Here is a 12,962-nt window from a genome sequence, read left to right on the forward strand (position 1 = left end):
GTAAAAAAGCCGCCCTTATGGCGGGCTTTTGATATAATTCTTAGTGTTATGAAAGGATGTATAGTTCATGGTCTCAACTAAATTTATTAAAATGCTGGATGAAAAATACGGGATCCGCTTCAAGGATGTCCGCTTGCTGGAGGAAGCCTTTACCCATTCCTCCTATGTCAATGAAAATCCCGGCAAAACTTTGGGGAATTATGAAAAGTTGGAATTTCTGGGAGACGCGGTATTGGAATTCACAGTCTCTGACTACCTTTACCGCCACTTCCAACACTTAAATGAAGGGGAACTGACAAGATTGAGATCAAATATCGTCCGCACTGAAGGCTTCTCAAAAGTGGCCCTGGACTGCGGCTTTAAAAAAGAAATCAAACTGGGCGTTGGTGAGGAAAAAGCTGGCGGCCGCAAGCGCAAGGCCCTTTTGGAAGACGTCTTCGAAGCCTTCAACGGTGCCTTGTTCTTAGACCAGGGGATTGAAGCTGTTGAAAAGTTCCTTAGACAGACCGTTTATCCTTTAATCGCGGCTGGCTACTTTACCCCGTCCCGGGACTTTAAGACGGACCTGCAGGAACTTTTGCAGCAAAACGGCAGCGTGACCATCGAATACCGGGTGTTGAATGAGAGCCAGCAGCCGCCCCACTTTGAAGTTGAAGTCCTGGTCGACGGAAAGAAGCTAGCTAGCGGGGAAGGACGCAACAAGAAGAAGGCTGAGCAGGACGCGGCCAGCCACGCCTTGGAGCACTTGAATGGAGGAAAATAGTGCCTTTAACTAGTTTGATTTTGGAAGGCTTCAAGTCTTTTGCAGACAAGACGGTGATTGACTTTACTAAGGGGATTACCGGCATTGTCGGCCCTAACGGGTCAGGCAAGAGCAACATTACTGAAGCCATTCGCTGGGTCATGGGGGAAGGCAGTGCTAAATCCCTGCGTGGCCGCAACATGAAAGACGTGATTTTTGCCGGGAGCCAGTTCCGCAAGCCCTCAAACCGGGCAGAAGTGACCATGGTTTTCGACAACCGACACCGGGAACTGGATTTTTCAGCTGACCAAGTCTCAATTACCAGGCGGATCTTAAAGTCCGGCGACAATGAATACTTGATCAACCAGCAGCCGGTCCGTCTGCGGGATGTCCGGGCGCTCTTTCTGGATTCCGGCATTTCCCAAAACAGCCTGGCTATTATTTCCCAGGGGCGGGTGGACCAGATCCTCAATTCCCAGGCCCGGGAAAGACGAGGAATTTTCGAAGAAGCAGCTGGGGTGCTCCACTTTAAGCAGCAAAAGCAGCAGGCTCAAGGGCAGCTGGAGACGACCAATGACAACCTGATCCGGATCAACGACCTGGTCAACGAGCTGGAGAAGCGGCTGGAGCCCTTGCATGAACAGAGCTCCTTGGCCCAGGAATACCAATTCCAAAAAGCCGCCCTTGATGAGGACTTAAAGACCCTGCTGGCCTTTGAAATCGCCGACTTGGCCCAGGAAGAAAGGGAAGTTTCCCAGAAATTGGCCAAGAGCCAGGAACTTCTAAGCCGGCTGGACGCGGAAGTCAAGCAGTCCCAGGCCAAGCTGGCAGCCAAGCGGCAGGAATTCCAGCTGGAAAGCCAAAAGCGGGACCAGGTGCAAGCGGAAGTCCTTAAATTGGCCAACCGGCTCTCAGAAATCAACACTTCCTTGCAGGTTTCCCAGCAGTCCCGGCAGTTTGACCAGGCAACCAGGCTGGAATACCAAAGACAGCTGGCTGATTTAAAGGAAAATCTGGCGGCTACGGATGCGGAAATCAGCAAATTGGCTGACCAGGAAGCTGAATATGTCGGGCAATTGGATCAGCTGAAAGGCAAAAGACAAAAGCTGGTCGACCAGCTGAAAGAAGACCCGGCCAGCCTCAAGTTGAAAGTAGAAGACCTGCGCTCGCAATATATTCAGACCTTGCAGGACCAAACCAGTGCCAACAACCAGCTTGTTTACCTGGAAGGGGAAATCAAGCGGGCCAAAGAGAGCAAGGACCAGCGCTATGAAGATGCCTCCAGCCAATTGGCCAAGAGCCAGGAAGAACTGGAAGGCTTGCGGTTGAAAGGGCAAAAGCTGCGGGCAGAAATTGACCAGCTACAGGCGGAATTAAAGGAAGCCAGCGACCAATTAGGGAAATTAGCTGCCGAACAGCAGGTTGCCCAAAAGCAGCTGCAGGCAGATTTGACCAACCTCCAGCGGCTGACTGCCCGCCGGGATGCCCTGGTCAATATCCAGAAGCGGCATGATGGCTACTATGCGGGGGTCAAACAGGTTTTAAACCAGCCAGACCGCTTCCCGGGCATTATCGGGGCAGTTGGGGAGCTTTTAACCTTCCCGGCTGACCTGGAAGCAGCCATGACGACTGCCCTTGGCGGCAGCGTTCAAAGTCTGGTAGCTAAAGACCGGATGGCGGCTAAAGATGCCATCCAGCAGTTGAAGGTCAGAAGACTGGGCCGGGCAACTTTTTTGCCCCTGGATGCATTAAGATACCGGGCAATTCCCGCTTCAACCCGGCAGGCTCTGGAACGCTTTGCCGGCTTTCAAGGCCTGGCCAGCGAATTGGTTGAGGCTAAGGGCGATACTGACATTTCAGAAGCTATCCAGTACCTGCTGGGCAGCATCATTATCGTTGACAATATGGACACGGCCCTGGCTGTCTCCAGGCAGATCGGCCACTACCGGGTCGTTACCTTGGACGGGGATGTCATCAGTCCCGGTGGGGCCATGACTGGCGGGGCACGCAACCAGCGGAATAATTCCCCTTTGCAGACAACGGCTGAAATCAACAAGACGACCGCCATGCTGGAGGAATTAGAAAGACAGTTCCATATCAAAGAAGAAAAGCTGGCAGGCTTAGACAAGCAAGTTAAAGACAAGCAGGAGACCCGGGAGCAAATCAGTCGGGACCTGCAGAGTCTGCAGCAGGACTTGAGCGCGGCAGTCTTGACCTTCCAAAGCCAGGAAAAAGAAGTCAAGCGCCTGGAAAGCGCCGTTCAGCTCTACCAGGCCCAGCAGGCTGAACAAGCTGCCTACCTGGCAGATTTGACTGACAAAGTAAAGGCCCAAAAGATTAAGAAGGAAGAGCTGGCCGCTTTGGCCGACCAGCAAAAACGCGACCTGGCCAGCCTACAAGAGACCATTCAGAACTACACTGATTTAAACCAGGGCGTGCAAGAAAAATTGGCTGAGCTTGACCCGCAATTGGCGGTTTTAGCCAACAAGCAGGAAAACCTGCAAGCCAGAAAAGCTGAGCTCGGCCGGCAAAAGGCGGCTATCCAGAAGCAGATCGGGCAGCTGGAAGAAAAACTGGCTGCTTTGGACAATTCCAGTCAATTGTCAGCCAGCAAGAAAGAGGAGCTGGGCCTGGAGAAAGACCGGCTCCTGGCTGAGCAAAAAGACAAGCAGGCTGACCTGGATGCAGCCAGCCAGCTTTTGGGCCAGCTAAACGGGCAAATCAACCAGCTGGAAGCCGTGGCGACCAGAAACTATGACTTGCGAAAAGACGCGGCTAGTGAACAAGAAGAGTTCTCAGTCAAGCTGGCCACGGTTAAAGGCCAGCTCAAGCAGCACCTGGACAGTTTAAGGGAAGACTACTCTTTGACTTATGAAGCCGCGCTTTCCCAGGCCAAGCTGGAAAATACGGAAGAAAACCAGCAGAACCTGCGCCGCAGCGTCAAGCTGCACCGGATGTCTTTGGAAGACATCGGCCCGGTCAACTTGGGCGCGATTGACGAATATAAGGAAGTCAAGGACCGCTATGACTTCTTGAAAGGGCAGCAGAACGACCTGCTGGAAGCAAGAAGCAACCTGCAGCAGTCGATGGATGAATTGGACCAGGAAGTCAAGGACCGCTTCGGTCAGACCTTCCAGCAGATTTCGGCCTCTTTCAGCCGCCTTTTCCCGGTGGTCTTTGGTGGAGGCAATGCCCGCTTGACCTTGACGGATCCGGACGATTTGCTGGAGAGCGGGGTGGAAATCATCGCCCAGCCGCCTGGCAAGAAACTGCAGCGCTTGAGCCTTCTGTCCGGCGGAGAGCGGTCGCTGACGGCGATCACCTTGCTTTTTGCCATGCTGGAAGTCAACCCAGTGCCATTCTGCGTGCTGGATGAAGTGGAAGCGGCCCTGGACGATGCCAATGTCGTCCGCTTTGCCCGTTTCCTGCGCCAATATGACAGCCAGACCCAGTTTATCGTGATTACGCACCGGCGGGGGACCATGGAACAAGCCGACCAGCTCTACGGGGTGGTCATGCAGGAATCCGGGGTATCCCAGATTTTGTCGGTCTCCTTGAAAGATTTAAAAGATGAGGTATAATCGTGGGATTATTTGATCGAATCAAAAAGAGCCTGTTCGGCCAAAAAGACGAAGAAAAGCCAGAAGAAGTCAAGGCTGACCAGGAAGAAGCCGCAGAAGAAAATGCTGAAACAGAAAATGAGGCAGTTGCAGAGACTACTGAAACTTCTGAAGAAGCGGTAGCAGAAAAGGCTGAAGAGCAAGAAGAAACCGCTGATGAAGAATCTACTGAAGCAGCTGAAGAAGAATCTGCTGAAGTTACAGAAGATGTAGAAGAAGAAACAGAAACTACTGAAACTGCAGAAGAAAAGACTGAAGCTGAAGAAGAGACCACTGAACCAGCAGAAGAAAGTACAGAAGAAAAGACAACCGAGCTCTATGAAAAGGGGCTGGAGAAGTCCAACAAGGGTTTTGGTGCCCGCCTCAATGCCTTTTTGGCTAAATTCAGAACGGTTGACGAAGACTTCTTTGACGACTTGGAAGAATTGCTGATTGAATCTGACGTTGGCTATGAGACCAGTGAAGAACTGACTGACCAGCTCAGAGAAGAAGCCAAGCTGCAAAAGGCCAAGAGCCGGGATGACTTAAAGCGGGTCATTGTTCAAAAGCTGGTGGAACTCTATGACGAAAATGCCAACAGCGAAAACGAAAAGCTGGCCTACGATCCAAACGCCAAGCCAAATGTCTACCTCTTCGTCGGCGTCAACGGGGCCGGCAAGACCACTACGGTCGGCAAATTGGCCAAGCGTTTCCACGACCAGGGCAAGAAGGTTCTGTTAGTCGCTGCCGACACTTTCAGAGCCGGCGCGGTTGAGCAGCTGGTTGAATGGGGCAAGCGGACCGGTGTTCCAGTCGTAACTGGCCCAGACAAGGCTGACCCGGCTGCCGTGGTCTACGACGGCTTAGAGCGGGCGATCGCGGAAGAAGCAGACTATCTCTTGGTTGACACGGCCGGCCGTTTGCAAAACAAGGTCAATTTGATGAACGAGTTGGAAAAAATCCAGCGGACCATCAAGAAGCGCCTGCCAGATCAGCCGGCTGAAACCCTCCTGGTTCTGGACGGGTCAACTGGCCAAAACGCCCTCCTGCAGGCCAAGGACTTTGACAAGACGACCAAGCTGTCTGGTTTAGTCTTAACCAAGCTGGACGGGTCCTCCAAGGGTGGGGTGGTTCTGTCCATCCGCCACGAAATGAAGCTGCCAGTCAAATTGGTTGGCCTGGGCGAAAAGGCAGAAGACCTGGCCGACTTTGACGCGGCCAACTATGCCGTCGGCCTCTTCCACGACCTGCTGTAGTTTTAAAAAAGCTGAACCGCTACTTCCGCGCCCGGGTGGCCGAAGTAACCGACCAGGCCCAAGGCCTCACTGGCGAAGAACTGACCACCTTTTTGACCAAGGCTAACCAGGAAACGGTGGCCCACTGCCGCCAGGAAAGTGAAAAGCTTTGGGGCCAGCTCTTTAAGGAAGCCATCAAGCTGTCCAAGCTGACTTTTAATATGGATAAAAATCTCTAAAAGTACTGCACTTGCAGTACTTTTTGCTATACTGGTAATTAGGTGAAAAGGATGGATGAATTGAGCAAAAACGAAGCTCTGGGTGACCTGTACGCCATGTACGGCGCCTTGCTCACCCAGGGCCAGCAGGATTATTTTGAAGATTATTACTACAACGACCTGTCTTTAGGCGAAATTGCCGACAACCGGAATGTTTCAAGACAAGCGGTCTATGACAATTTGCGGCGCAGCGCCAAGTCTTTGGAAAAATACGAAGACAAGCTGCGGCTGCTGGCCAGTTACGGCCAATTGGAAGAAGGCATCAGCCAGGCCTTAGCCAGCCTGGCCGCCGGTGACCAGGAAACGGCCAAATTGCAGCTGGAAGACTTGCTGCAGATAATTAGAGGAGAATAAAATGGCATTTGAAAATTTAAGCGAACGTTTGCAGAAGGCCCTGCGCAACTTGACCGGGAAGGGGAAGATCTCTGAAGAAGACATCAACGCCGCCTCCCGGGAAATCCGCCTGGCCCTGCTTGAAGCCGACGTCAACTTCAAGGTGGTCAAGGACTTTATCAAGACCATCAAAAAGCGGGCCCTGGGCCAGGAAGTGCAGGAATCACTGACTCCAGGCCAGCAGGTCATCAAGATCGTCAATGAAGAACTGACCAAGATGATGGGGGAAGAAGCGGTCGGCTTAACCAAGTCACCGCACATCCCAACTGTTATCATGATGGTCGGTCTGCAAGGTACTGGTAAGACCACCACGGTCGGCAAATTAGCCTACCGCTTGATGAAGGAAGAAAAAGCCCGGCCGTTTTTGATTGCCGGCGACATCTACCGGCCAGCGGCCATTGACCAGCTCGAGCAAATCGGGGCGGACTTAAAGGTCCCGGTTTACAGCGACCCGGAAGAAAAGAGCGTGGCCAAGATTGTAGAAGACGGTCTGGCAGAAGCCGCCGTCCACAGAAACGACTACGTGATCATCGATACGGCCGGCCGGCTGGAAATCGACGAACCTTTGATGAAGGAACTAGAAGAAGTCAAGGCGGTCGCCCAGCCGGACAACATCCTCTTGGTAGTTGACGCCATGACTGGGCAAGCCGCTGCTGACGTGGCCAAGACCTTCAATGAACGCCTGGACGTGACTGGGGTCATCTTGACCAAGCTGGACGGTGACACCCGGGGCGGGGCCGCCTTGTCTATCAGAGCCATCACCGGCAAGCCAATCCTCTTCACTGGGCAAGGGGAAAAGCTGACCGACCTGGAAGTCTTCCACCCGGACCGGATGGCTTCCAGAATCCTGGGCATGGGGGACATGCTGACCTTGATAGAAAAGGCCCAGCAGGACTACGATGCCAAGCAGGCGGAAAAAGTTGCCCAGAAGATGCGGGAAAACACTTTTGACTTCAACGACTTTATCGACCAGCTGGAACAGGTGCAAAAGATGGGGCCGCTGGATGAAATCATGAAGATGATTCCCGGTATGGCCAATAACCCGCAATTGAAGAACTTCTCAATCGATGAGAAGCAGATCGCCCACACCAAGGCCATCGTCTACTCCATGACGCCAGCCGAAAGAGAAGACGAAAGCCTGCTTAACCCGAGCCGGCGCCGGCGGATCGCGGCCGGGTCAGGCGTGCCGATTGTGGAAGTCAACCGGATGATCAAGGAGTTCAAGACGGCCAAGGACATGATGTCCAAGGTGACCAAGGGGAACTTCAAGGACTTGGAGAAATTGCCTGGCATGAACAGCCCGATGGCCAAGATGGCCATGCGGCGGATGGGGAAGAGCTTCAAGAAGAAGAAGGTCAAGAAAATGAAGAAGGTCAAGCGCTTCCACTCATAATTTTAAAAAAGAGCAGGCTGTTAAGTAAAAACACTTTACAGGCTGCTTTTTGGGTGTTATAGTATAACTATTAAAATTTAGGAGGACTAATTAATGTCAGTTAAGATTCGTATGCGCCGTATGGGTGCCAAGAGAAAGCCATTTTACCGGATTGTTGTAGCAGATTCACGTGCACCTCGTGACGGCCGCTTCATCGAAGAAGTTGGTTACTACAACCCAGTTTCACAACCAAAGGAATTGAAGCTTGATGAAGACAAGATCTTTGAATGGCTGAAGAAGGGTGCACAACCTTCAGACACTGTTCGTTCACTTCTTTCAGGCGCTGGCTTGATGGCTAAGTTGCACGACGAAAAGTACAACAAATAATTGGAAAAGGTTTGGGGCACTAGCTTCAAACTTTTTTTGTTGAAAAGGAAAAATATACACCATGAATTACTACAATGTTGGCAAAATTATCGCGACCCATGGCTTGAAGGGTGAAGTCAAGGTCGCTTTGACCACCGATTTTCCAGAAGACCGTTTCAGAGCTGGTTCCCGCCTTTACCTGGGCGACGATAGCCGGGAAGTGACGGTAGCTGCTGGCCGGCCCTTTAAGCAGTTCTGGCTGGTAACTTTTGCGGAAATCACTGATATTGACCAGGCGGAAAAGCTGAAGGGGACGGAAATCTTGATCAGCGAAGAAGACCAGGGGGAACTGCCTGACGGGGTCTACTACTACCGGGAGCTCTTGGGCTGCAAGGTCCTGGACGATGAAAGCGGGGAAGAAATCGGCGAATTGACTGATATCGAAGCGCCAGGCGCCAATGACATCTGGGAAGTAACTGACGAAAACGGCAAGAGCTTCTGGCTCCCATACATCCCGCAGGTCGTTAAGAGCGTGGATATTGATAAAAAAGAAGTCCGGGTTGAATTAATGGAGGGCTTGAGATAGTGAACATCAACGTATTGACCCTGTTTCCTGAAATGTTTACCCCCTTGCAGGTTTCCCTGCTGGGCCGGGGCCAGGAAGATGGCAAGTGGAAGCTGAACCTGGTCAACTTCCGCGATTTTTCTGACCGGCCGCACAAGTCAGTCGACGATACTCCTTATGGGGGCGGGGCCGGGATGGTTCTCCAGGTCAAGCCGATCAAGGCTGCCCTTGATTCACTGGAAAACAAGGGCAAGGTCATCATTACGGCTCCCCAGGGGAAGACCTTCAATGAACAGATGGCCCAGAAATGGTCTAAGGAAGAAAACCTGACCTTCATTTGCGGCCACTTTGAAGGCTTTGACCAGCGGGTTTACGACCTGGCTGACGAAATGGTCTCAATCGGTGACTACGTTTTGACTGGTGGGGAACTGCCGACCATGAGCATGATCGATGCCACTGTCCGCCTTCTGCCAGGGATTCTGGGCAATGCCCTGTCTACAGTTGAAGAATCCTTCTCAGACGGCCTTTTGGAATATCCGCAATACACCCGGCCAGCTGATTTTGAGGGGCAAAAGGTGCCGGAAGTCCTCCTTTCAGGCAACCATGGCAAGATCAATGAATGGCGGCACTACCAGGCTTTAAAGGCCACCAAGCTGCACCGGCCGGACTTGCTGGAGAAGCGGGACTTGACCCCGGAAGAGGTCAGAATGCTGCGGCAGATCAGAGAAGACGAGCAGGCTGAAGAAGACAAGCTATAGAAAAGGGGAATTAGATGACCCTGCAATGGAGAAAGCTTTTTTCCAACCGGATCCTGGACCGGGGAAGGGACTACTGGAAAAAGGACTGGGTCTACGCGCCCAGCTACAGTGAATTGCCGGCCGGCATCCACTGCCGGGTTGGCAAGCCCGGGCAAAGCTATGACGTAACGATTGACTTCTCTGATGACTGGAGCGAGATCAAGTGGATGGACTGTGACTGCCCTTACGCGGCTGAAGGCTACAACTGCAAGCACGAGGCAGCCTGCTTGTACGCCACGGAGCTTTTTATTGAAGGGATGCAGGCCATTCAAGAACCCTTGACCAGCGAATTGCCTGCAAGCGACCGCAAAAAGCGGCAGGAAGAGATTATTGAAAAGGTCTACGGCCTTGGCAGAAAATATGTCAACTATATTTTTGATCCTGGCAAGATTCTTGCATCGGTTGACTTTGACCCGGTCCTTTGGGAGCGGATCTTGGATAATCCGGCCCTGGCCCATTTGGTAGCCGTTAACCTGGATGACAGCCAGGCTAATGATAAGCAGCCCCTGTTAACGGCTACCGGCTTCAGCCATTTCGCCAACCGCGGGAACGGGAACAAGGTCAACGTTAAAGTTGGCCTTAAGCAAGTAAGCGAGTTGAAGTGCAATATTGCGGAATGCAAGCAAGACGAAATTACCGGCCCTTGCCGGCATGAAATTGCCCTCCTGCAGAAGCTGGTTTTGATGATCATGCGGGAAAACCCGGGTGAAGTAACTGACTACCAGGCAGACCGTGCCCTGGCCAGGGCAGAGATGCTGGAAGAATTCGACCAGGATGCCTTAGAGGACGTGAAGCTTTTGGCCCAGCTGGAGAAAGAGCCGGGCGGTTCTTTTTTAGTCAAGTTTAAAGTCGGCCAAAAGCGCCTTTACGTGGTGAAAAACATCCAGAATTTTGTCGACGATGTCTTAAGCTGGCGGCCAATATCCCTGGGCAAGGAAGAAGTCTTGGTATCACCAGATTCTTTTGACCCGGCCAGCCAGCGCCTGTTCAGCTTCTTGGCTACGATCGCGGCAGATGGGGCAGACATTTACGGAGAGTCAAAAAGAAGCATTGAGATTGCTTCCGGTCGGATTGACGGTTTTTTCGCGGCGGTTGAAGGCAGCGAAGTCGAAAACTTGGACAATAAGCAGGTCGTCCCTGCTAAGCGGGGCGAACTGGAAAAAGCTGAGCTTGAGATCGATGTATACGGGGGCCGGGGGATCAGCATTACCGGGATTTGCCCGCCGGTTCTCCGGGGGATCCGGGCCAGCTACCAGCTGACAGATGAAGCATTTGTTGCTGGCAAGCTCGGCAATATGCTGTACGCCCTTTTTGGCAACAAAGAAAACATTGACGTGTCCTTTGACATAAACCAGCTGAGCCAATTCAAGGCTACTGTCCTGCCTCTTTTGAAAAAATACAGCAATTTGACCATTAGCCCGGCTGCCCAGCAGCTTTTAGAAGAAGCAGGAGGCTTGGAAAATAGCCAGCTGCGCCTGGATGTTGAGGGCGATGAAGTAGTTGGCCAGGCCCGGGTCTTTTATCAAGGCAAGGCGGTCCGCTTGGGCGCAAGCGGGGAGCGGGCAATTAAGCGGGACTGGTACAAGGAAGAGAAGCTGGCTGCTCTGCTGGAGAAATTTTTTGACCTGGAAGACGGCGACTGCCTCTTGGATAAAGGGGATGACGAAGCGGTATACCAGCTTTTGGAAGGGATGCCGAAATTGTTCGCCGCCTTTGATGAAGTTGAAGTTACTCCAGCCTTTAAAAAGCTCAAGCTTAAAGACAGGCTGAATCTGGCTTTTGGCCTTTCCTTAAGTGACGGGCTTTTGCGCCTGGATCTGAAAAGCGAGCTTACGCCAGAAGAATTAGCGGAGGTCTTCAGCCAGTACAAGGACCGGAAGAAGTATATCCGCTTGAAGAACGGCAGCTTCCTTAATCCAGCCAGCCAGGACTTGGGAAAGCTGGCCCTTTTAGCTAAAAACTTAGATTTAACCGCTAAGGATTTTGGCAAAGAACAGCTGGAAATGCCGGCCTACCGGGCCCTTTACGTCGACCAGCTCTTAAAAGAGCAGGAGATGGGCGAAATTGAAAGAGACGACCACTTCCAGCAATTACTTGCTGACTTTGACCAAAAAGAAGCGCCGCTAAAACTGCCAACCGGCCTAGAGAAGATCCTCCGGCCTTATCAAAAGACCGGGACTGCCTGGATGAACCGGCTGGCCCAGCATGGCTTTGGCGGGATTCTGGCGGATGAAATGGGTCTGGGCAAGACCTTGCAGGTGATCAGCCTCCTGGCCAGTCAACAGGACCAGCCGAGCTTGATCGTGGCTCCGGCCTCTCTCGTTCTTAACTGGGAAGCTGAGTTTAAAAAGTTTGCCCCGGAAATGAAGACGCTGGTTTTGTCTGGCTCTAAGAAAGAACGAAGCGGGCAATTGGCAGACTTGACTGAAATTGACGTTGTAATCACGTCTTATGACCTGCTTAAGCGCGATATTGCCAACTATGAGCCGCATACTTTTGCCTATGAAGTAATCGATGAGGCGCAGATGATCAAAAATCCGCGGACAGCCGCGGCTAAGGCGGTTTCCGTGGTTAAAGCCAAACACCGCTTTGCCTTGACCGGTACGCCGATTGAAAACCGCTTAAGTGAGCTCTGGAGTATTTTTAACTTCGTCATGCCAGGCTTTTTAAAGAGTTACCGGGAATTTAAGAAGGATTTTGAAAGTCCGATCGTTAAGGAAGACGACCAGGACTGCTTGAACCGGCTCAATCAGATGGTCGGTCCTTTTATCCTCCGACGCTTGAAAAAAGACGTCCTCAAGGACCTGCCGGACAAGCTGGAGGAAGTCCGCTATGTCGGCATGGGCAAGGAGCAGAGAAAGCTCTATGACGCTGAAATTGCCCGCTTGAAAAATAAGGTTATGGCTGAGGACGATGAAGGTATCAAGCGCGAGCAGATAGAGATTCTGGCGGCATTGACCAGGATCAGGGAAATCTGCTGCGACCCGGGCCTGCTTTATGAAGACTACAAGGGCGAATCTGAAAAGCGCCTGGCCTGCGTGGATTTGATCAAGAGCGCGATTGACGGGGGCCACAAGGTCCTGCTTTTCTCCCAGTTTACCAGCATGCTGGACCTGCTGGAAGAAAGCCTGAAGGCAGAGGAAATCGGCTTTTTACGGATCGATGGCCAGACTCCTAAAGCCAGACGGCTGACTTTAGTCAACGTCTTCAACCATAAAGACAGTCCGGCTAAGGTCTTCTTGATTTCCCTTAAGGCCGGAGGGACGGGCCTTAACTTGACCGGGGCGGATACCGTCATTCACTATGACCCATGGTGGAACGTGGCGGCCCAGAACCAGGCAACTGACCGGGCCCACCGGATCGGCCAGGAAAAGAAGGTAACGGTTTACAAGCTGATTGCCAAGGATACGGTTGAGGAAGCTATTTTGGACTTGCAGGAAGCCAAGAGCCAGCTGGCGCAAGGCATCTTGACGGCAGAGTCTGTTTCCAGCGCCAGCCTGCAAAAGGAAGACTTGCTCAAGATTTTGGACTAAAGAAGCTTGCTTTGCCTGGCTAAAGATGGTATTCTATTAGACGTGGTATTTTGCCAATAAAAATTAGGGGTGTTCCGCTGGC

9 protein-coding genes and 1 pseudogene are annotated in these 12,962 nt (G+C 52.2%); all 10 read left to right on the forward strand.

Annotated features, from left to right (window positions below):
- The first annotated feature begins 67 nt into the window (after positions 1 to 67).
- The 10 genes and pseudogenes from rnc to DS743_RS04770 all read left to right on the forward strand — a co-directional run bounded on the left by rnc (position 68) and on the right by DS743_RS04770 (position 12,880).
- Entirely contained in the window at positions 68 to 763 is a 696-nt protein-coding gene (gene rnc, locus DS743_RS04725) for a ribonuclease III (protein WP_013439831.1), read from the forward strand.
- Positions 763 to 4,323, forward strand: a complete 3,561-nt coding sequence (smc, locus tag DS743_RS04730; RefSeq protein ID WP_035184641.1) for a chromosome segregation protein SMC — start codon at positions 763 to 765, stop codon at positions 4,321 to 4,323. The genes rnc and smc overlap by 1 nt, the downstream gene beginning before the upstream one ends.
- 2 nt (positions 4,324 to 4,325) lie before the next feature.
- Positions 4,326 to 5,597, forward strand: a complete 1,272-nt coding sequence (ftsY, locus tag DS743_RS04735) for a signal recognition particle-docking protein FtsY (RefSeq protein ID WP_072544171.1) — start codon at positions 4,326 to 4,328, stop codon at positions 5,595 to 5,597.
- Positions 5,598 to 5,599: 2 nt separating this feature from the next.
- Positions 5,600 to 5,815, forward strand: a pseudogene (locus DS743_RS04740) (C69 family dipeptidase); the annotation flags it as partial.
- 51 nt (positions 5,816 to 5,866) lie between these two features.
- Positions 5,867 to 6,208, forward strand: coding sequence for a YlxM family DNA-binding protein (gene ylxM / locus DS743_RS04745; protein WP_025895400.1), 342 nt, complete (start codon positions 5,867 to 5,869; stop codon positions 6,206 to 6,208).
- 1 nt (position 6,209) lies between these two features.
- Complete coding sequence (ffh, locus tag DS743_RS04750; protein ID WP_035161969.1) at positions 6,210 to 7,640, forward strand: signal recognition particle protein; 1,431 nt, start codon at positions 6,210 to 6,212, stop codon at positions 7,638 to 7,640.
- A 93-nt stretch (positions 7,641 to 7,733) separates the two neighbouring features.
- The gene (gene rpsP, locus DS743_RS04755; protein ID WP_002879737.1) at positions 7,734 to 8,006 is read left to right on the forward strand and encodes a 30S ribosomal protein S16; all 273 of its coding nucleotides are present in this window, start codon (positions 7,734 to 7,736) and stop codon (positions 8,004 to 8,006) included.
- Positions 8,007 to 8,067: 61 nt separating this feature from the next.
- Complete coding sequence (rimM, locus tag DS743_RS04760) at positions 8,068 to 8,571, forward strand: ribosome maturation factor RimM (RefSeq protein WP_003615480.1); 504 nt, start codon at positions 8,068 to 8,070, stop codon at positions 8,569 to 8,571.
- Positions 8,571 to 9,308, forward strand: coding sequence for a tRNA (guanosine(37)-N1)-methyltransferase TrmD (trmD, locus tag DS743_RS04765; RefSeq protein WP_035184636.1), 738 nt, complete (start codon positions 8,571 to 8,573; stop codon positions 9,306 to 9,308). Before rimM ends, trmD begins: the two co-directional genes overlap by 1 nt.
- A 14-nt stretch (positions 9,309 to 9,322) precedes the next feature.
- On the forward strand, positions 9,323 to 12,880 hold the full coding sequence (locus tag DS743_RS04770; protein WP_141372424.1) for a DEAD/DEAH box helicase: 3,558 nt from the start codon (positions 9,323 to 9,325) through the stop codon (positions 12,878 to 12,880).
- The last annotated feature ends 82 nt before the right edge of the window (positions 12,881 to 12,962 follow it).

Origin of the sequence: Lactobacillus leichmannii, assembly GCF_024701915.1 — a bacterium.
Classification (GTDB): Bacteria; Bacillota; Bacilli; order Lactobacillales; family Lactobacillaceae; genus Lactobacillus; species Lactobacillus delbrueckii.